This is a genomic window from Kitasatospora phosalacinea, from assembly GCF_030268885.1.
In the GTDB taxonomy this organism is placed as follows: domain Bacteria; phylum Actinomycetota; class Actinomycetes; order Streptomycetales; family Streptomycetaceae; genus Kitasatospora; species Kitasatospora phosalacinea_C.
Genome location: NZ_BSSA01000012.1, coordinates 107266 through 126417, shown reverse-complemented (window position 1 = coordinate 126417; position 19152 = coordinate 107266). Strand labels below are relative to the sequence as shown.

Sequence of the window (19152 nt, the reverse complement as noted above, 5' to 3'; positions counted from 1 at the left end):
CTGTGGCGGTGACGACCCAGACGGACTGCGCCCCGGAGCCGTACCCCGGCACCTCGACCGACCTGCCCGCCCTGCGACGGCAGCTGACCGTGCTGCAGGGCGGGAAGGTGACCTCGGTGCACGTCCCCAGCGAGAGCGAGGGCCGGTTCGCGCTGCTGCTCGCCCTGACGTACCGCCGGCCGAACGGCAGGAACGGGCTCGCCTACCGCTGGCTGACCGTCGGCAGCCCCGCCTGGCGGCTGGACCTCACCGGCCCGGGGGAGCCCGTGGTGGCCGCCGCCTCCGGCGACGCCGTCCCGCGGCTCGCCGCCGACCTGCGGGTGCTGGTCGGCCGTCAGATCACCGACGTCCGGATCACCGAACCCGGCTGGGACACCCTGATCGAGTTCGGCGACCACCGGCTGACCGTCTTCCCCACCACCTACCACACCCCGGACAGCGGCCCCGACTGGGTGCTGCGCCTGCCCTCCCGCCGCCAGTTGGGCATCGGCCCCGGCGCCCGCTGGGAGGCGCGCGGATGAGCACCGTCACCCCCGCACAGGCCCGGCAGCGGATCGCCCCGCTGCTCGGCCTCCCCGCCTGGCGGCTGGAGAGCGCCGACCGCGTCCTGGCCGGCAGCGAGGACGCCGCCCTCCAGCAGGCCCTGGACCACCTGGAGGGCCGCCCGCTCACCGACGTGCTGATCACCCCCGGCACGCTCGCCACCACCTTCGACTTCGGCGGCCTGCGGCTGCGCACCTTCCCCCTCCACCGCCCCGATCCGGACGGGCACGAGTACGACCACTGGCTGCTCTGGCTGGACGGCTCGGGGGACGTCCTGGTCGCGGACTCCCGCCTGCGGATCGGCCGGGACGACGCGCCCGACGCCCCCGGGGAGCGGTGACCACCCGGTGCTGCCGCACGTGTACCGCGTCACCAAGTACGACCCCGCCGACCGCGACGAGCGCGGCCGCTACCTCGGCACCGAGGACACCCTCAGCGACCACGGCCCGGTCGAGGCCGCGTACGTCGCCGCCGTCGCCGCGTTCGCGGCCGACTCCGGGGTGGGCGTGCTGGAGGTCCGGGAGCCCCAACTGCCGTTCGGTACGGTTCACTTCGGCCTCGAACCGGCCTACGGGGGCGACGCGTTGGACGCGCTGCTGCCCGGCGGCCGGGAAGGGCTGCACGACGGGCTGCCGGTGGACCTGCCGACCGGGCAGGAACTGGTGCGGGCGATGCTGCGCGACAGCGGGTTCTGGGGCCGGCTGGAGGTGGAGGGCCGGTTCGCCGTGCACGTCGGGTGGGACCTGTACCTGTACGTCGGCAGCCACCTGCCGTGCGAGCGGGCCGTCGCCGCGACCGGCGCCTCCGGGCTGTTCGTCGAACGGATCACCGCCTCCCCGTACGACGGCGAACCCGAGCCGCGCGAGATCGAACAGCGCCCGGCCGACCGGGAGTTCTGGGAACGGCTGCGCCGGTGCGTGGAGCGGGGCGAGGCCGCGCTGCTGGAGGAGGGGTACGCCCACAACCGAGCCCGCTGGCACCGGCTCACCCCCGCGAACCTCGACGTCGTCCGGGCCCGCCTGGCCCCGCGCGCCCTGCTCTCGGTGCGGCCGGACGTCCTCGGCGACGCCGGTGCGGTGGCCGCGCGGCTGGCCGCGACGACCGAGGAGGACGACACCTTCGAACTGGTCGTCGAGCACGCGGACGGCCGGATCACCGGCGGCGTCCACGAACCCGGCACCGCGGCCCCCGACCTCTCCGCCGCCCGGGGCGCCGCCCTGCTGTCGATCTACGCGGGCGAGGACCTCCCGCTGTTCACCGCCGTCCGCCCCGACCCCGACGGCGTGCTGCGGGCCCGCTGGCGGACCGACCCGGCCCCCGGGGACTTCCGGTGGGCCCGGCTGCGGGCGCTGCGGGTCGGCGAGCAGGTCGTTGTCGAGGTCGGGGCGGACGGGGTGGCCGGACTGGACGGCCTGCCCGTCCGGTGGAGTGGCGGTGACCCGCCCCCCGGAGGGCGGGTGGCGGGCCGGATCACCGCGGTCGACCTGGTGCGCGAGCGGGTCGAAGTGGTGCCTACAGGGTGGTGAAGTGCCCGCCGAGCAGCCGGGCGTCCACGCTGTCCGGGTCCAGTTCGCCGTGCTCGGCGAGGATCCGTTCGGCGTACGCCTCGGCGTCGTCCTGCGGTGCGTAGCCGAGCGCCCGGGCCGGGCCGAGGTCCCACCAGGCGCGGGTGTTGGCGCTGATCGCGTTGACCACGGTGTGGCCGACGCCGGGGGCGGTGAGGGCGGCGTGCACCAGGCGGGCGCAGTCGCCGGGGCTGAGCCAGGTGGAGAGCATCCGGGGCGAGCGCGGCTCGGGGAAGCAGGAGCCGATCCGCAGCGAGACGGTCTCCACCCCGTACTTGTCGGCGTACAGCGAGGCCAGCGACTCGCCGAACACCTTGGACAGGCCGTAGTAGGTGTCCGGCCGCGGCGGGGTGTCGGCGCGCACCGGCAGGTCGCCGTCCAGCGGGGTGAAGCCGACCGCGTGGTTCGAACTGGCGAACACCACCCGGCGCACGCCCTCGGCCCGCACCGCCTCGTACAGCTGGTAGGTGCCCTCGATGTTGCTGTGCGCGATGTTGGCGAAGGTGTCCTCCAGCGAGATCCCGCCGAGGTGGACGACCGCGTCGACGCCGCGCACCGCCGCCCGGACGGCGTCGGCGTCGGCCAGGTCGAAGGCCAGCGCCTCCGGGGCGCCCTCGACGGGCTTCAGGTCGGCCAGCCGCAGCCGGTAGCCGTACGGGGGCAGCAGCTCGCGCAGCAGGGTGCCGACACCGCCGGCCGCGCCGGTGAGCAGGACGAGTGTCACGACACCTCCACGGTGTGGGACTCGATGTAGTCGAGGTCGAAATCGTCGCCCAGGCCCGGGCGTTCGGGGAAGCGCACCATACCGCGTTCGTCGATCGCGTCGACGGCGGAGTTCAGGTGCGGCGGCAGCAGGTCGAAGTCGACCAGCGGGTGCAGCAGCCCGCGCTCGTACCAGCGGGCGTTGGTGGTGGCGCCGAGCAGGGCGAGGTTGCCGGAGCCGTTGCCGTGCACCTCGCAGTCCAGGTTGAACGCCTCGGCCAGGTGCAGGGTGCGCACCGCCGGGGTGATGCCGCCGACGTCGGTGGTGCCGGTGCGCAGGATGTCGCAGGCACCGGAGGCCGCCCACTCGGCACGGGTGAAGTTCTTGCCCCAGGAGGTCTCCGGGCCGATCACCGGGATGTCCAACTGCTCGGCCAGCCACCGGTAGGAGGAGACCGACGCCTCCTCCATCGGCTCCTCCAGCCAGTAGAACCCCAGCTCCTGCAGCGCCCGGCCGAGCCGCAGCGCCTCGGTGCGCGAGTACCAGTGGTTGGCGTCCAGCATCAGTTCGACGTCCGGGCCGACCGCCTCGCGCACCGCCGTGCAGGCCGCGACGTCGAGGGCCACGCTGGGGGCGCCCGCGACCGGCGGCATCCAGGTGTGCAGCTTGATCGCCCGGTAGCCCTGCTCGACCAGCCGCACCGCGAAGGCCGCGTAGTCCGCCGGGGTGGCCAGTCCGCCCGGTATCTCGTCGCCGCACATGGTGGAGGCGTACGCGGGCACCTCCCGGCGGGCGCCGCCGAGCAGCCGCCACACCGGCTGGCCCAGCCGCTGCCCCGCGAGGTCCCACAGTGCCAGGTCGACGAAGCACAGCGCCCGGTCGGTCAGGCCGCCGCCCGCACCGCGCTGGCGCCGGGCCAGCGCCGTCCACAGCCGCTCGCGCTCCAGCGCGTCCTGTCCCAGCAGCGCCGGCCGGACGTACTTCTCCAGCACGTGCGGACGCAGGTGGTCGGGCTGCACCAGCACCCGCCCGGCGACGCCGTCGGCGTCGGTGACGGTCAGCAGGGCCTCGCGGACCTCGTGCGGCTCGGCCGGGTGCCGGTGGCCGTGCGGGTCGACGGCGGTGCGGGCGAGGGTGGTGAAGAAGGACACCTCGACCGATTCGACGGCTGCCACCGCCGTCAGCCGTTCTTCGCCGCGTAGTCGGCCTGCGCCTTGGTCAGCGCGTCGGCCACCGACCCGGCGAAGTCCGCGGGCGACATCCTGCCCAGCAGGACCTTCTGGAAGTTCGGCTCCGCCTCGGTCTTGGTGATCTTCGAGTACTGCGGCAGGTAGACCGGCGGCTGCACCAGCTTCCCGCTGTTCAGCGCGTCCCCGGCCTGCTTGGTGATGCCGGACTTCAGGTACCAGTCGTCCGCGTACGCCTCGGTGTTGGCGGGGATCTGCCCGGCGTTCTCGTTCCAGTACGAGTTGGAGGCGTGCGAGTCGAGGAACTCCAGGAAGGTCCAGGCGGCGTCCTGGTGCCTGGAGTTCTTGAACACCCCGAACCCGTCGACCGGGTTGGCCAGCGTCGCGGTGCCGTCCGGCCCGGCGGGCAGCAGCATCCCGGCCGCCTTGTCGCCCAGCGCGGACCTCACGTCCTTGGTGGAGCCCAGGTTGTGGTGCACCATCATCACCTGGCCCGCCTGGAACTGGGCCAGCATCTGCGGGTAGGCGTTGGAGACGTCGGCCTCCGGGGTGGTGTTCCGGTACTGGGCGGCGATCTTCGTGATCAGCTCGACGTTCCGCGGGTCGTCGACGGTGGACTTCCCGCTCGCGTCGAACATCCCGGTCAGCCCGGAGTAGGCGTACGCCTCGGCGAGCACCTGGAAGCCGGAGCCCGCGCCGCCGCGGATGGTGAAGCCGTACTGGTTCCTCGCCTTGTCGGTGAGCTTCGCCGCGGCCGCGAACAGCTCGTCCCAGGTCTTCGGGACGGCCACCCCGGCCTCCTGGAACTTGTCCGCCCGGTACCAGATGACGTCCTGGTTGCCGGAGGACGGCAGCTGGTACAGGCCCTTGCCGCCGGCCGCGGCCTTCGAGGTCTCCAGCATCGCCGCCGACAGCTTCCCGTTCAGCGGGCTGTCGGCCAGGCGCCGGTCCAGCGGGACGAGGGCCTTCTGCGCGGTGAGCGAGGCCAGCAGGGCGGTGGTGACGCCGCCCACGTCGGGGGTCGAGCCGGAGGCGATCGCGGTGTTGTACTTCTCGGCGACCTCCGCGCTGGTCACCCCGACGTACTTGACCTCGATCTCCGGGTGGGCCTTCTCGAACTCGTCGATCAGGTGCTGGTACAGCGGGGTGCGGGCCGGACCGGCGTTGTTGTCCCAGAAGGTGATCACGGTCTTCTTCGCGGAGTCGCCGGAGGAGCCGCCCGAGGAGCAGGCGGTCAGCAGGCCGAGCGCGGCGAGGGCCGCGGCGGCGGTGCGCAGGGAGCGGGCCATGGGTGGGGGTCCTGTCTGTGACGGGGCGGGGAGCCTGCGGGGACTGCAGGGCTCGCGGGGTGCGGGGCGGGCGGCCTCAGCCCTTGACGGCGCCGGCGCTCATGCCCTGGACGAGGTACTTCTGCACGAAGGCGAACACCAGCACCACCGGCACCGCGGCGACCACGCCGCCCGCGGCCAGCGCGCCGAAGTCCACGGTGTTCTCGCCGATGGTGGTCTGCAGGCCCACCGGGACGGTCTGCAGCTCCGGGTCGTTGAGGAACATCAGCGCGAACAGGAAGTTGTTCCAGCTGCCGATGAAGGCGAACGAGCCGACCGCGACGATGCCCGGCCGCAGCAGCGGCAGCACCACCGCGAGGAAGGCGCGCAGCCGGCCGCAGCCGTCCACCATCGCCGACTCCTCCAGCTCCACCGGCACGTTCTTCACGAAGCCGCTCATCAGGATCATCGCCAGCGGCAGCTGGAACACCGTCTCGGCGATCACCAGGCTCCACCGGGTGTCGATCAGGTGCAGCAGCTGGAAGACGTTGAACAGCGGGATCAGCATCATCGCGCCCGGCACGAACTGGGTGCACAGCAGCGCCAGCATGAACGCCCGCCGCCCGCGGAAGGCGAACCTGGCCAGCGCGTACCCGCCCATCAGGGCGAACACGGTCACCGAGACCAGGGTCAGCGCGGCGATCAGCACGCTGTTGGTGAAGTAGGTGCGGAAGCCCATGCCGTTCCACACCGTGTCGAAGTGCTCGAAGGTCACCGGCCAGGGCAGCAGCGCGGTGGAACCGGCCGGGCGCAGCGCGAACAGCAGCATCCAGTAGAACGGCACCAGGGTGAAGAGCAGGTACAGGCCCAGCGGCAGGAACAGCCGCAGCAGGCGCCCGGTGCCGGCGCGGGCCGCGGTGCCCCGGGCGGAGCGGGCGGCGGGGCGGGCGGCGGGCAGGCGGGTGGCGTCGGCGCTCATCGCTGCACCCCCTCGCCCCGGCCCTCGAAGCGGCTGAGCCGCAGGTACAGCACCGAGCAGAACAGCAGCAGCACGAAGGCCGCCGCGGTGAGCGCCGAGCCGTAGCCGAAGTCGTAGGACTTGCGGGCCAGTTGGGCCACGTACAGCGGCAGGCCGGTGGTCGCCCCGGCCGGGCCGCCGTTGGTCAGGGTGTACAGCAGGTCGACGTTGTTGAACTCCCAGACCGCGCGCAGCAGGGTGGCCAGCACGATCGCGTCCCGCAGGTGGGGGAGGGTCACGTGCAGGAAGCTGCGCACCCGGCCCGCGCCGTCGATCGCCGCCGCCTCGTACAGGTCCTTCGGGACGGACTGCAGGTCGGCGAGGATCAGGATGGCGAAGAACGGTACGCCGCGCCAGAGTTCGGCCACCACCACGGCCGGGAACACGGTGTCCGGGTCGCCCAGCACCGAGGTCGCCGGGTCGCCGAGGCCGAACTCGGACAGCTGGTGGAACACCCCGGTGGCCGGGTTGTACAGCAGCAGCCAGATCCCGGTGGTCAGCACCCCGGAGACCGCCCAGGGCGAGAACACCAGCGCCCGGGCCACCGCCCGGCCGACGAAGGTCTCGTTCACGATCAGGGCCAGCACCAGGCCCAGCAGCAGCTGCAGCCCCACCTCGGCGGCCACCCACTTCGCGGAGAACACCAGGCTGTGCCAGAACTGCTGGTCGCCCAGCATCCGGGAGAAGTTGTCCAGTCCGACGAACGCGTCGTCGTACGGCTCGTTCACCACCCGGTGCTGCAGCGCGTAGTAGCCGACGCTGCCGAGCGGCACCAGCAGGAAGCCGACCAGCAGCAGCACGGTCGGGGCGATCAGGACGTACGGGGTGAGCGCCCGGCGGGTGCGGGCTCCGTACGGACCGGCGAGCGTCACGGGGGAGCTCACCTCCTCTACATTCATGGACGCCGTTCACATGCGTGGACACACTAGGGAGGGTGTGAGGGGTCGTCAACCCTCCGAACGCGCAAGGATTTTGATTTGTCGTTCATGGATGTGTACTGCGATCAGAATGATGTATAACGCTGCTGTGGCGCCCACCGCCTCGCCGGCCCAGCCCGCCCCGCCGCCCCCGCCGTTCCCACCGGAGGAACCCGTGCCCGACACGCCCGACCGCCTGCGCAGCCGCCTCGACGGCCTGCTGTTCTTCCCCGTCACCGCCTTCACCCCCGACGGCCGCCTCGACACCGCCGCCTTCCGGGCCCACGTCCGGGCCCGCCTGGACGCGGGCGCGGGCGCCGTGTTCGCCGCCTGCGGCACCGGCGAGTACCACGCCCTCGACCTCGACGAGTACGAGACCGTGGTCGCCGCCGCCGTCGCCGAGACCGCCGGGGCCGTCCCCGTCGTCGCGGGCGTCGGCCACGGCACCGCCCTCGCCCTGGAGTTCCTGCGCCGCGCCGAACGGGCCGGCGCCGACGGCGTCCTCGCCCTGCCGCCCTACCTGGTCAAGCCCTCCCAACAGGGCCTGCTGCGTCACTACACCGACCTCGCCCGCGCCACCGACCTCGGCGTCATCGTCTACGCCCGCGACAACGCCGTCCTCGAACCCGACACCGTCGCCGCCCTCGCCGCCCTCGACAACGTCATCGGGCTCAAGGACGGCATCGGCGACCTCGACCTGCTGCAGCGCGTCATCAGCGCCGTCCGCACCACCCACCCCGGCCTCGACTTCCGCTACTTCAACGGCCTGCCCACCGCCGAACTCACCGGCCTCGCCTACCGCGGACTCGGCGTCACCCTCTACTCCTCCGCCGTCTTCTGCTTCGCCCCCGACCTCGCCCTCGCCTTCCACGAGGCCGTCAACGGCGGCGACGACGCCGGCGCCAACCGCCTGCTCGACGGCTTCTTCCGCCCCCTGGTCGAACTGCGCAACCAGGGCCGCGGCTACGCGGTCTCGCTGGTCAAGGCGGGCGTCCGGCTCGACGGCCTCGACGTCGGCACCGTCCGCGCCCCGCTGGCCGAACCCGCCCCCGAACACGTCGCCCAGCTCGCCGCGCTCGTCGCCCGGGGCCGCGCCCTGCTCTGACCCGCCCGCCCGCCGTCCGGCCGGACCGCCACCGGCCGGGCGCCCCGAACCCCCGACGCCACGACCCCGCACCCACCACCAGGAGCCCCCGTGCGCGCCTCCGCCTTCCTCTACCCCTGGGACGTCACCGGCGACCCCGCCGCCCCCGACCTGCTGGCCGGGCTCGGCCTGCACGGAGCCACCCTCGCCGCCGCCTACCACTCCACCCGGGCGCTGACCCCCCGCCACCCCGCCCGCCGGATCGTCACCGCCCCGCACTTCGCCGCCTACTACCCCCCCGACCCCGCCCGCTGGCGCGGCCGCGCGCTGCGCCCCGCCGCCCAGCACTGGCTGGACGGCGAGGACCCGTTCGGCGAGGCCGCCACCGCCCTCGCCGGAGCCGGGCTGGAGGTGCACTCCTGGGTGGTGCTGGCCCACAACTCCCGCCTGGGCCGGGAGAACCCGCGCTGCACGGTGCGCAACGCGTACGGCGAGCACTACCCCTGGGCACCGTGCATCGCGCAGGAGGAGGTCGTCGAGTACTGCGCCGACCTGGCCGCCGAAGCCGCCGTCCGGCCCGGCACCACCGGCACCGAACTGGAGTCCTGCGGCTGGTACGGCCTGGCCCACCTGCACGCCCACGACAAGATCGGCGGCGTCCCGCTCGGCCCCGCCGGGCAGTTCCTGATGTCGCTGTGCTTCTGCCCCGCCTGCCGCACCGGCTACGGCCCGGACGCCGAGGCCCTGCGGGCGGCCGTCCGCACCGCCCTGGAACCGCTGTGGCGCGGCGCCCCCGAACCCGACCTGCCCGAGGAGTGGGACCGGATCGAACGGCTGCTGGGCGCCGACCTCGCCGCCACCGCCCGCACCCACCGACTGGCCGCCGCCCGCCGCCTGCAACGCGCCGCCGTCGCCGCCGTCCGGGCCGCCGCCCCGCCCGGCTTCCGGATCCTGCTGCACGCCGACCCCGTCCCGCACCGCAGCGGCCCCAACCCCGGCGTCGAGACCGGCTGGCTGCTCGACCTGGCCGACGGCCTGGTCCTCCCGCACCACCTGCTGCCGCTCGCCGCCCCGCACCGCCGCCCGGGCACCGTGCTCGCCGCCAACCGCCCGATGGTCGCCGCCCTCGGCGGCGGCCCGCCGCAGGACGTCGCGGGCGCCGACGAACTGCGGCTCTACCACGCCGGGTTGGCCTCCGACACCGACCTGGCCGCCGTCCGGCAGCTGCTGAACCCGCGCTGACGCCGGGCCCGCACCCCCGCCCCGCCGAGGCCGCACGGGCGCACCTGCACCCGCGGTCGCGGTCGCGCCTGCACCCCCGGTCGTGTCTGCGCTTGTGTCAGCGCCAGCGCCAGCGCCCGCGGTCGTGTCGGCGCCTGCCCCTGTGCCCGCGGTCGTGCCGGCGTCTGCGGTCGTGCCCGCGGCCGCGGGCCGCCGTCTCAGCGCTCCCACGGCCGCCAGCCGTCGGTGCCCGTCAGGTACGCCTCCCGGGTGTGCGCGGCAGCCTCCTCGGCGGTCAGTTGGGGCCGGTTCGCGGGCACCGGCACCCGTGCGCCCGGCCCGGTGTTCGCGTACTCGGCGAAGCGCTGCTGCTGCCACGGGTGGGCGGCCGACATGTTCGCGTACGGCTCCGCCGGGTCGATGCCCGCGCCGAGGTGCGACCGGCGCACCGTCAGCATCGGCCGGGCCGTGGTGTCGCTGCTCGGCACCCACGGCCGCGCCAGCCGGAAGGCGCCGTCCGGGGCGGTGCCGGTGAACGCGCACCGGGTGGCCAGGAAGCCGCGCGGGTTCGCCCGGGCGGTGCTCGGGGCGAACACGAAGCCCTGCGGGACGGAGTCCAGGTCGGTGCGGGCCAGGGCGCGCAGCTCGCACCGGTCCAGGACGGCGGTGGCCCGCCCGAACACGAAGTCGACGTCGCCCTCCACGTAGCAGCGGCCGTAGTACTGCCGGGCGAAGGACGTCAGGCCCGCCGAGTCGGCGTACAGCGTGTCCTGGTGCCCCAGCAGGCGGCAGCGCAGGAAGGCCGTCCGGTCGCCGGTGGCCTTCACCGCCACCGCCTGGGTGCCGGTCCAGCCGGGGTGGTCGGCGCGCAGCCAGTCGTTGGCGAAGGTCGCGTCCGCGGCGGTGAAGCCGTCGGCCAGCACGGTGAAGGTGGCGCTGCCGGTGGTGCCGTACGTGCCGCCGCCGGGCTTCGGGGTGCCCGCCGCGTTGTCGTGCACCACGACCACGTCCTCGGCGCGGCCGGTCGCACCGAGCACGGTCAGGTGCCTGCGGTCGGCCGGGACGCGCACCGGTGCCCGGTAGGTTCCGGCCGCCAGGACCAGCGTCCAGCCGGTGGCCGGGTCCTCGTTGGCCGGGGTGGCGTCCACGGCCTCCTGGACGGTCCGGTGGTCGCCGGCCCCGGTCGGATCCACGTACAGCGTGCGGGGGTCGAGCCGGTCGGCGGGCGTGCCGTACCGCCCGGGACGGGCCGGGGCGGCGGCGGCCGGGGCGGCGGTGGGGCCGGCGCCCAGCAGGGCCCCGGCGGCGGTGAGCAGGACGGTGCGGCGGGTGGGCACGGGGTTCCTCCTGGCGGGACGGGAAGGACGGGGCGGGCGGCACGCGACGGGGCGGGGCGGGGACGGCGCGGGCCCCGGCGGAGGGTCGCCGGGGCCCGCGCCGTGCGGTGCGTGCGGGGCTCAGAGCCGACCGGCGCCCGCGCCCGCCGTGACCTTCGCCGGGACGGCGTTCGCCGGGTCCACCGAGGTGCGCAGGGTGGGCGTCCAGCCCGCCGAAGTGCCCAGCTGCTTGCTGGAGTTGGCGGCGTTCCAGGCGCCGATCAGGTCGGTGACGGTGCCGTTGACCGAGTTGCCGTTCGCGGTCAGCGCGGTGCCGCCCCAGTTGTAGAGCACCTTGGCGGCCGTGAGGCCGGAGGGCAGCGCGAAGTAGTTGTTCTGCGCGACGATCTGCGAGGACTTGCCGACCCCGATGCTGTACTCGTAGTCCCCGGCCGTCGGCACGTAGTAGTTGTTGTAGGCGTCCACCTGCCCGAAGCGGACCCGGGGTGCGCGCTGCACGGTGTTCTGCCACAGGTTGTGGTGGAAGGTCACCCGCAGGTGGCCCGCGTCGGTGGCGGAGGCGCTGTCGCTGTTGCCGATCAGGTTGGTCTTGTCGTGGTTCTCGAACACGTTCCAGGAGGCGGTGACGTAGTCCGCGCCCTTGACCACGTCCAGCAGCCCGTCGTGGACCTCGTAGATCCGGCCGAAGTAGCTCGGCAGGCTGGAGTCCGGGACGGCGCCGTCGGAGAAGGTGTTGTGGTCGACCCAGACGTGGGTGGCGCCGTAGACCGTCATCGCGTCGTACTCGGAGTTCCAGTTGCCGGTGGACCCGTCGGTCGGGTCCCACTGCGGGAAGCAGTCGGCGGCGTTCTCGAAGGACAGGTTGCGGACGATCACGTTGTCGACGTTCTTCACCACCAGGCCGCCGCCGCGCAGCGTGCCGCCGTTGACGCCGACGAGGGTGGTGTTCGAGCCGACGTTGATCTGCACCTTGTCGGCCTGCTTCTTCTGCGAGGCGGCGCGGGCGTCCTCCAGGGCGCCGGAGGGCACTGTCGCGGTGCCCCAGACCTTCGGGTCGTAGGCGGCCAGGTACGCGGGCAGCGAGTAGCCGTCCGTGGCGTACGCCGAGCAGTTCAGGTGCTTGCCGGAGTCGTCGGTGTTGAGGTCGATGACGCCCGAGACGTAGATGATCTTGGGAGTGGCGTTGGAACCGTTGCCGGAGTTCCTGCCGCCGAGCGCGGCCACCAGCTGGGCCCGGGTGGAGACGGTGACGGTGTGCGCGGCGTCCGCCTTCGACCCGCCGGTGGTGCCGGTGGTGGCCGAGGCCCAGCCGTCCTTCGCGGTCAGCACGGAGTGGCCGAGGTCGGCGGCGCGGGCGGGCGGGACGCAGGCCAGCGAGCCGCACAGGGCGGCGACGGCGAGCAGCGGTCCGGTGGTGCGGACGGAGCGGGGCAGGCGCATGACGGGGCTCCTCGTCGAGCTGTCGGGTGGGGGTGCACGCGTGCGGTGCGGTGGTGCGTGCGGTGCGGTGGTGCGTGCGGCGGGCGACGCGACCGGACGCCGTTTCCGTTCATGTCCGTGAACGCCGGTCGCATCCGTGTCCGCAACCTAGGGAGCCCCCGCTGCCCTGTCAAGGCGTACGACGCCCGAACGCGACGGCGCCCCGCACGCGGAGTGCGGGGCGCCGAAAGGTACATGGCGCCGGGTCAGCGGCGCCGCGGGGCGGCGGTCACAGGTGCCGGGTGGCCAGGGTCAGCCGGTCGCGGGCGTCGAACAGCGCGTCCCGGATCGTCTGCTCGCGGCCCGGCGTCAGCCGCGCCACCGGCACCGACACCGACACCGCGTCCCGGGCCGGGGTGCGGTACGGGATCGCCACCCCGAAGCAGCGCAGCCCCAGCGTGTTCTCCTCCCGGTCCACCGCGTAGCCGCGGGTGCGCACCTCGGCCAGCTCCCGGATCAGCTCCTCCCGGTCGGTGTGGGTGTGCTCGGTCAGCGGCTCCAGCCGCTCCGGCAGCAGCCGCCGCACCGCCTCGTCGCCCAGCGTCGCCAGCAGCGCCTTGCCGTGCGAGGTCGAGTACGCGGGCAGCCGCCGCCCGATCCGGGTGAACGGCCGCAGGCTGTGCTGGGACTGGCGGGTCGCCAGGTACACCACGTTCGCCCCGTCCAGCCGGGCCAGGTGGATGGTCTCCCCGGTGTCCTCCGCCAGCACGTCCAGCGCCGGACGGGCCGCGGCCACCACCGCGTCCCCGTCGATGTACGAGCTGCCCACCAGCAGCGCCCGCACCCCGATGCCGTACCGGGTGCCGGTCGCGTCCGTCTCCACCCAGCCCAGCTCGGCCAGCGTGCGCAGCAGCATGTACAGGCTCGACTTCGGGTAGCCGGTCTGCTCCTGCACCTCCGCCAGGCTGTGCATGCCGGGTCGGCCGGCGAAGTACTCCAGCAGCTCCACCGTCCGCACGGCGGACTTCACCTGGGCGCCGCCGCCCGGGCTGGTGCCGCCCCGGGCGGCGTTGGTCGGCGAGGGCATCCTTGACCCCTTCTGTCCCGCGGCGTATCGTCCCGCGAAGTTCAAATAGTTGACTGTCGTTCAGCATACTGAACAAGTGGCTGAACGGGTGAGGGTTGCCGGACCGTCCGGCCCCGCGGCCGACCGCACACCGCCGCGCTACCGGACGCTACCCGACCCCGCCGCCCCACGAGGAGGCCCGCGCCATGACCGCCGAACCCCGCCCCGGCGCCCCCGTCCCCAGCATCGACCCGCGCACCGGGAACGTCCGCGCCCACCCCGCCCGCGAAGCCGGACCGGCCGACGTCCACCGCGCCGTCACCGCCGCCCACCGCACCCTCGACGCCCTCGCCGACCGCCACCGCCGCGCCGCCCTGCTGCACGCCGCCGCCGACCTCCTCGACGCCGCCCGCTCCGAGGTCCTCGCCGCCGCCGACGCCGAGACCGCCCTCGGCGAGACCCGCCTCACCGGCGAACTCGCCCGCACCACAAACCAGTTGCGCACCTTCGCGGAGACCGCCGCCGACGGCGGCCACCTCGACGTCCGGATCGACCGGGCCGACCCCGCCACCGGACGCCCCGACCTGCGCCGCACCAAGGCCCCGCTCGGCGTCGCCGCCGTCTTCGCCGCGGGCAACTTCCCGCTCGCCTTCAGCGTCCCCGGCGGCGACACCGCCAGCGCCCTCGCCGCCGGCTGCCCCGTCGTCGTCAAGGCCCACCCCGGCCACCCCGAGACCGGCGAACTCTGCGCCCGCCTGCTGCGCCGCGCCGCCGAGGACGTCGGCCTGCCCGCCGACGTCGTCACCACCGTCCACGGCTTCACCGCGGGCACCCACCTCGTCCAGCACCCTCTCACCGCCGCCGTCGGCTTCACCGGCTCGCTGCGCGGCGGCCGCGCCCTGCACGACCTCGCCGCCGCCCGCCCCCGCCCGATCCCCTTCCACGGCGAACTCGGCAGCCTCAACCCCGTCCTGGTCACCGAAGGCGCCGCCGCCACCCGCCCCGAGCAGATCGGCACCGGCCTCGCCGCCTCCTTCACCCTCGGCCACGGCCAGTTCTGCACCAAACCCGGCCTCGTCCTCCTCCCCGCCGGACACCCCGCCCTGGAGAAGGCCGCCGTCACCGCGGCCGCCCAGGCGCCCGCCGCCCCCCTGCTCGACCCGCGCATCCGCGACGCCTACCTCACCGGCGCCGCCCGGCGCGCCGCCCTCCCCGGCGTCGAGGTCCTGCTCGCCCCCGGCCCCGCCCCCACCCCCGAGGCCCCCCTCGCCGTCCGCCCCGGCATCCTCGCCGTCGCCGCCGCCGACCTCCACGACCTCCTCCTCGACGAGTGCTTCGGCCCGCTCACCGTCCTGGTCCGCTACCGCGACGACGCCGACCTCCACACCGCCCTCGACCGCCTCCCCGGCACCCTCACCGCCACCCTCCACCACGCCCCCGACGAACCCCCCGCCCGCACCCGCCCCCTCCTCGCCCGGCTCACCGCCCTCGCCGGCCGTCTCGTCCTCAACTCCTGGCCCACCGGCGTCGCCGTCACCCCCGCCATGCAGCACGGCGGCCCCTACCCCGCCGCCACCACCCCCACCACCTCCGTCGGCACCGCCGCCGTCCACCGCTGGCTGCGCCCCGTCACCTACCAGGACGCCCCGCAGGAGCTCCTCCCCGCCGAACTCCGCGACTGAGCAACCCCGGTGGGCCCCGCCGGGTCCGCCGCTCAGTCGACGCCCTCGACGATGCGGAAGTCGCGCGCGAAGCCGTCCGGGAGGGCCGCCAGCGCCTTCCGGTAGGCCGCGCTCCCGTACGCCGCGACGGCCCGCTCGAAGCTGTCGAACTCGACCAGGACGACGCGTTGCACGCTCCCGCTCTCGTGGGCGACGACCCGGCCGCCCCGGGACAGGGTCCGCCCGCCCGCGGCCCGGACGGCCGCCCGGGCCAGCTCGTTGTAGGCAGCCAGCTCCCCGGGGTCGGAGACGGCGGGGTAGGCACTGACCCAGTAGCCCTTGGCCACGGAAACCTCCGGTGATCGGCCGGACACGTCCGGCTGCTCCTCGACGCGCGGACCGGGGCGGTCCCGCACGGGCAGGCTAGGACGTGACGCACCGTCGGGGGAAAGACCGGTCCGGGATAGGCTCAGAACGGATCGTTGTCAATCGGCGGGGGAGGGCCCGTGGCGCCGGACACCGTGAGCCTGCGCTACTTCCTGGTGCTGGCACAGGAGTTGAACTTCACCCGCGCGGCCGCCCGGATCGGCATCGCCCAACCCGCGCTCAGCGCCCGGATGCGCCGGCTGGAGACGGAACTCGGCACCGCCCTGATGGTCCGCGACACGCGCAGCGTCGCCCTGACCGCGGCCGGGGCGGCCCTGGCGGAGTACGCGCCGCCCGCGCTGGCGGCCCTGGACCGGGCCTGGGAAGCCGCCCGGAGCGCGGCGGCCGGGCAGCTGGGCACGCTGCGCCTCGGGTACAGCCTCAGCGCCGGGGCCGGGACGGCACCGGCCCTGGTGGAGGGGCTGATGCGCGGCAGCAGCGGGCTCGACGTCGGCGCGGCCCCGATGGCGACACCGGAGATCTCCCCCGCGGTCGCCGACGGCCGCCTCGACGCCGGGATCACCCGCGGTGAACAGCCGGGCCCCGGCGTGCGCCGGTTCCTGCTGCGGCGGGTGCGCACCGGGGTCCAGCTGGCGCGGCACCACCCGCTGGCCGCACGCGCGGAGATCGAGATCGCCGACGCGGCCGCGTACCCGCTGCGGCTCCCGGAGCGGACGGCCAACCCCGTGGTCCACGACCAGCTGTCCGCACTGTTCCGGGACGTCCGGCCGCACCCCCGGTTCCGCACCACCGCCGTCCCCTTCGACATGTCCCAGCGCGACCTGCTCGACGGAGCCACCCTCGCCCCGGCCGGGGAGACCGCCACCGCGGCCCAACCGGCGGCCCTCACCTGGCGCCCGCTGCGCGGCGCGCCCGCCCTGACCTACCACCTGGTCCTCCCGCGCGAGCAGACGCCGCTGCACCGCCGGGTCCGCGCCGTCGCCAGGGCCCTGGCGCACGAGCTGCACTGGCTGCCGGACTGACCCGTCGGCGGTGCGGGGCCGCGGGCGGGTCAGCTCCAGCTCCAGCGGCGGGTGGTGGTGCGGAACGGGGCGGTGCCGGCCAGGGCCACGGCGGCGTGGTGGCCGGGCGGCGCGGGGGCGTCGCTGACGCGGTAGGAGAGGGACCAGGCCTCCTCGGCGGGCGGCGGGCCGTGCAGCGGGACGCGCAGGCCCTGGAGGAGGCGGCCGCCGTGCGCCTTGACCAGGGCCTCCTTGTGGCACCAGAGGCGGGCGAAGAGGGCGGCGCGGCGGGCGGGGTCGACGGTGCTGTGCAGGAGACGGGCCTCGGCGGGCGGGAAGTAGCGGGCGGCGAGTGCGGTGGGGTCGGCGGCGGGCAGGACGCGTTGGATGTCGACGCCGACCGGGCGGACGGGGGAGACGGCGACCAGGGCGAAGGCGCCGGAGTGGGAGAGGTTGAACCGGGGCGCGTCGCCGGGGAGCGACGGTTTGCCGTGCGGACCGTGCTGCCAGCGCAGTTCGGCGGGGGCGGTGCCCAGCCGTTCGGCGAGCACGCGGCGCAGGGCGGCGTGGGCGAGGACGTAGCGGCGGCGGGTGTCGGGGTCGCGGCAGGCGTCGGCGCGCAGCCGCTCCGCGGGGGAGAGGTCGGCGAGCAGCGGGGCCAGCGGCAGGCCCGGGCCGGGGTCGGGGACGAGGTGGAGCAGGACGGTGTCCCGGGGCCCGTCGCTCACCGGGCGGAGGTCGGCGGTCACGGGGCGGGGGTGAAGGAGACGGCGCTGCGGTCCAGGGCGGCGAGGGCCGGGCGGCCGGTGAGGGCCATGGTGTGGGCGAGTTCGGCGGTGGCCAGGCCGAGGACCCCGGCCACGCCGTCCGCGCCGTCGGCCCCCAGCCCCCACAGGACGGGTCGGCCGAGCAGCACCGCCCGCGCGCCCAGCGCCAGGGCGGCGTAGGCGTCGGCGCCGCTGCGGACCCCACCGTCGAACAGCACCGGACAGGCCCCGGCGACCGCGTCGACGACCTCCGGCAGGACGTCCAACCCGGCCGGGGCGCGGTCGAGTTGGCGGCCGCCGTGGTTGGAGACGACGATCGCGTCGGCGCCGTGCCGGACGGCCAGCCGGGCGTCCTCGGCGGTCAGCACGCCCTTCAGGACCAGCGGCAGCGGGCTGCGGGCGCGCAGCCAGGCGAGGTCGGACCAGGTCACGCCCGGGTCGACGGCCTCGGCGGTGTGCGCGGCGAGCGCCGAGCGACCGGGGGCGGAGCGGTGGGCGGCGGCCATCAGGGCCGGGGCCAGGTTGACGGCCCGGACGTCCGGGGGCACCGCGAAGCCGTTGCGGGCGTCCCGGTGGCGGCGACCCAGGTACGGGGCGTCCACGGTCAGGACCAGGGCCCGGTAGCCCGCCGCGGCGGCCCGGTCGACCAGGCCCGCCAGCACGTCCCGGCGGCGCAGCCAGTACAGCTGCAGCCAGCGCGGACCGTCCGCCGCGGCCGCGATCTCCTCCAGGGTTCGCGAGGCGAACACGCTCACCACGTACAGCGCCCCGGCGCGCCCCGCCCCGCGGGCGGTGGCGAGTTCGCCGTCGGGGTGCAGCAGCCGGTGGTACGCGGTGGGCGCCACGCCGACCGGGGTGGCCAGCGGGGAGCCGAGCAGTTCGGTGGCGGTGTCGGGCGCCGAGACGTCGACCAGCACCCGGGGCCGCAGCGAGACCCGGGCGAAGGCCCGCCGGTCCGCGCCGAGCGCCCGCTCGTCACCGGCCCCGCCCTCGACGAAGTCCCGTACGGAGGAAGCGATTCGACGGTACGCCGGTTCCCGGTAGTCGGTCAGCCGGAGAGGCGTGGCGGGCGCGCTCACCGGGCGGCCACCCGCCCCGCCAGCTCCCACCACGGGCCGGTGCCCGGCCGGGCGGTCGCCGCGGGATCGACCCGCAGCGGACGCTCGCCCGGCAGCGGGTCGCCGAACAGCAGCGCCACGCCCCGGCTGACGGCGGGCAGCGCGACCGGGACACCCGGGTCGTACGGCAGCCGGTCCTGCTCGACCACCAGCAGCAGCGCCCGCCGCAACCCGGCCGAGTCCGCGTACGCCGCCAGCAGCCGCAGCGCGGTCGACGCGGCCGTACCGCCCTGGTCGGTGACGGCGAAGGAGAGCGGGCCGCCCGGACAGACGTGGCCCAGACGGCAGGCGGTGGCCCGGCCCGGAGCCAGGTCGGGGACGGAGTGCGCCAGCACCAGCAGGTCCACCTGCTCGCCCGCCGGGACGACCGCCCCGATCAGCGCCTCGGCCATCTCCCCGTACGACTGACCGCCGACGATCGGGTCCGGACGCAGGCCGTACGGGGCGAGCAGGTCGGCCAGGTAGCGGCGCAGCCGGGCCGCGTGCACCGGGTCGGCGGCCAGCGCGGACGGCTCCGGGAACGCCAGCCGGGCCGCCCGGCGCACGCCCCACCGCGGGTGCGAGGGGGACGCGGCGGCGTCGGGCGGGAGCAGGGTGCGGGCGCTCACGCGTCCGCCAGCAGGTGGTCCGCGACGTACGCGGCGAGCGAGCCGACGGTGGCGAAGTCGTCCCGGCCGAGGTCCTCCACGCTGATCTCCAGGCCGAGGCGCTCCTCCAGTTCCAGGACGAGTTCCAGACCGGTGGTGGAGTTCAGCCCGAGGGCGTCCAGCAGCGCGGTGTCGGCGTCCGCGCCGGACACCTCGCGCTTGAGCACGACCGGCAGCAACGCGCAGATGGTGGAGATCAGTTCGGTACGGGAGGTCGGTTCGGTACGGGAGGTCATCGGGAGG

Annotated in this window: 20 protein-coding genes; 7 read left to right on the top strand and 13 right to left on the bottom strand. The window is 75.2% G+C overall.

Translation table 11 applies throughout. The annotated features are described in order from the left end of the window. Window positions 1–8: 8 nt before the first annotated feature. Genes QSK52_RS19025 through QSK52_RS19015 form a run of 3 tightly spaced genes read left to right on the top strand, consistent with a single transcriptional unit; the run spans window position 9 to window position 2069 of the window. A complete protein-coding gene (locus tag QSK52_RS19025; RefSeq protein ID WP_285737284.1) occupies window positions 9–521 on the top strand; it encodes a hypothetical protein in 513 nt (170 codons plus the stop codon). Continuing rightward, window positions 518–883 carry a hypothetical protein gene (locus tag QSK52_RS19020; RefSeq protein WP_285737283.1) on the top strand — a complete coding sequence of 122 codons (366 nt, stop codon included), beginning with the start codon at window positions 518–520 and terminating at the stop codon, window positions 881–883. The genes QSK52_RS19025 and QSK52_RS19020 overlap by 4 nt, the downstream gene beginning before the upstream one ends. A gap of 7 nt (window positions 884–890) precedes the next feature. Beyond that, window positions 891–2069, top strand: coding sequence for an RNA-binding protein (locus QSK52_RS19015; RefSeq protein WP_285737282.1), 1179 nt, complete (start codon window positions 891–893; stop codon window positions 2067–2069). On the opposite strand, the gene QSK52_RS19010 is transcribed toward QSK52_RS19015, so the two are convergent. The 5 genes from QSK52_RS19010 to QSK52_RS18990 form a co-directional block, all read right to left on the bottom strand. Beyond that, window positions 2056–2832, bottom strand: coding sequence for an NAD-dependent epimerase/dehydratase family protein (locus tag QSK52_RS19010; protein WP_285737281.1), 777 nt, complete (start codon window positions 2830–2832; stop codon window positions 2056–2058). The two genes, QSK52_RS19015 and QSK52_RS19010, sit on opposite strands and share 14 nt — an antisense overlap. Continuing rightward, window positions 2829–3986, bottom strand: a complete 1158-nt coding sequence (locus QSK52_RS19005) for an enolase C-terminal domain-like protein (RefSeq protein ID WP_285737280.1) — start codon at window positions 3984–3986, stop codon at window positions 2829–2831. Before QSK52_RS19005 ends, QSK52_RS19010 begins: the two co-directional genes overlap by 4 nt. A gap of 5 nt (window positions 3987–3991) precedes the next feature. Next, window positions 3992–5287 carry an ABC transporter substrate-binding protein gene (locus tag QSK52_RS19000; RefSeq protein ID WP_285737279.1) on the bottom strand — a complete coding sequence of 432 codons (1296 nt, stop codon included), beginning with the start codon at window positions 5285–5287 and terminating at the stop codon, window positions 3992–3994. A gap of 76 nt (window positions 5288–5363) precedes the next feature. Next, window positions 5364–6245: a carbohydrate ABC transporter permease gene (locus tag QSK52_RS18995; RefSeq protein ID WP_285737278.1), complete on the bottom strand. Its 882-nt coding sequence runs from the start codon at window positions 6243–6245 to the stop codon at window positions 5364–5366. Next, window positions 6242–7168 carry a carbohydrate ABC transporter permease gene (locus QSK52_RS18990; RefSeq protein WP_285737277.1) on the bottom strand — a complete coding sequence of 309 codons (927 nt, stop codon included), beginning with the start codon at window positions 7166–7168 and terminating at the stop codon, window positions 6242–6244. The genes QSK52_RS18995 and QSK52_RS18990 overlap by 4 nt, the downstream gene beginning before the upstream one ends. 208 nt (window positions 7169–7376) lie before the next feature. Between QSK52_RS18990 and QSK52_RS18985 the strand changes: the two genes are divergently transcribed. Beyond that, window positions 7377–8306 (top strand): 5-dehydro-4-deoxyglucarate dehydratase, encoded by a 930-nt coding sequence (locus QSK52_RS18985; RefSeq protein ID WP_285737276.1) that lies wholly within the window; start codon window positions 7377–7379, stop codon window positions 8304–8306. 90 nt (window positions 8307–8396) lie between these two features. Further along, complete coding sequence (locus QSK52_RS18980) at window positions 8397–9527, top strand: hypothetical protein (protein ID WP_285737275.1); 1131 nt, start codon at window positions 8397–8399, stop codon at window positions 9525–9527. A 197-nt stretch (window positions 9528–9724) separates the two neighbouring features. On the opposite strand, the gene QSK52_RS18975 is transcribed toward QSK52_RS18980, so the two are convergent. From QSK52_RS18975 to QSK52_RS18965, 3 genes are all read right to left on the bottom strand, one after another. Then, window positions 9725–10843: a pectinesterase family protein gene (locus QSK52_RS18975; protein WP_285737274.1), complete on the bottom strand. Its 1119-nt coding sequence runs from the start codon at window positions 10841–10843 to the stop codon at window positions 9725–9727. A gap of 120 nt (window positions 10844–10963) precedes the next feature. Beyond that, complete coding sequence (locus tag QSK52_RS18970; RefSeq protein ID WP_285737273.1) at window positions 10964–12283, bottom strand: pectate lyase family protein; 1320 nt, start codon at window positions 12281–12283, stop codon at window positions 10964–10966. A gap of 268 nt (window positions 12284–12551) precedes the next feature. Then, a complete protein-coding gene (locus QSK52_RS18965) occupies window positions 12552–13349 on the bottom strand; it encodes an IclR family transcriptional regulator (protein WP_285737272.1) in 798 nt (265 codons plus the stop codon). Between the two features lie 185 nt (window positions 13350–13534). Between QSK52_RS18965 and QSK52_RS18960 the strand changes: the two genes are divergently transcribed. Beyond that, entirely contained in the window at window positions 13535–15010 is a 1476-nt protein-coding gene (locus QSK52_RS18960; protein WP_285737271.1) for an aldehyde dehydrogenase family protein, read from the top strand. A 32-nt stretch (window positions 15011–15042) separates the two neighbouring features. Here the strand turns inward: QSK52_RS18960 and QSK52_RS18955 are convergent, their stop codons facing one another. Continuing rightward, window positions 15043–15336, bottom strand: coding sequence for a DUF1330 domain-containing protein (locus QSK52_RS18955; protein ID WP_285737270.1), 294 nt, complete (start codon window positions 15334–15336; stop codon window positions 15043–15045). Between the two features lie 159 nt (window positions 15337–15495). Between QSK52_RS18955 and QSK52_RS18950 the strand changes: the two genes are divergently transcribed. After that, window positions 15496–16398, top strand: a complete 903-nt coding sequence (locus QSK52_RS18950; RefSeq protein ID WP_285737269.1) for a LysR family transcriptional regulator — start codon at window positions 15496–15498, stop codon at window positions 16396–16398. A gap of 29 nt (window positions 16399–16427) precedes the next feature. Here QSK52_RS18950 and QSK52_RS18945 read toward each other — a convergent pair whose 3' ends face one another. Genes QSK52_RS18945 through QSK52_RS18930 form a run of 4 tightly spaced genes read right to left on the bottom strand, consistent with a single transcriptional unit; the run spans window position 16428 to window position 19145 of the window. Further along, complete coding sequence (locus QSK52_RS18945) at window positions 16428–17126, bottom strand: 4'-phosphopantetheinyl transferase family protein (RefSeq protein ID WP_285737268.1); 699 nt, start codon at window positions 17124–17126, stop codon at window positions 16428–16430. Beyond that, window positions 17123–18223, bottom strand: coding sequence for an alpha-hydroxy acid oxidase (locus QSK52_RS18940; RefSeq protein ID WP_285737267.1), 1101 nt, complete (start codon window positions 18221–18223; stop codon window positions 17123–17125). The genes QSK52_RS18945 and QSK52_RS18940 overlap by 4 nt, the downstream gene beginning before the upstream one ends. Beyond that, window positions 18220–18870: a hypothetical protein gene (locus tag QSK52_RS18935; protein ID WP_285737266.1), complete on the bottom strand. Its 651-nt coding sequence runs from the start codon at window positions 18868–18870 to the stop codon at window positions 18220–18222. The genes QSK52_RS18940 and QSK52_RS18935 overlap by 4 nt, the downstream gene beginning before the upstream one ends. Continuing rightward, on the bottom strand, window positions 18867–19145 hold the full coding sequence (locus tag QSK52_RS18930; RefSeq protein ID WP_285737265.1) for a phosphopantetheine-binding protein: 279 nt from the start codon (window positions 19143–19145) through the stop codon (window positions 18867–18869). Before QSK52_RS18930 ends, QSK52_RS18935 begins: the two co-directional genes overlap by 4 nt. Window positions 19146–19152: the final 7 nt, after the last annotated feature.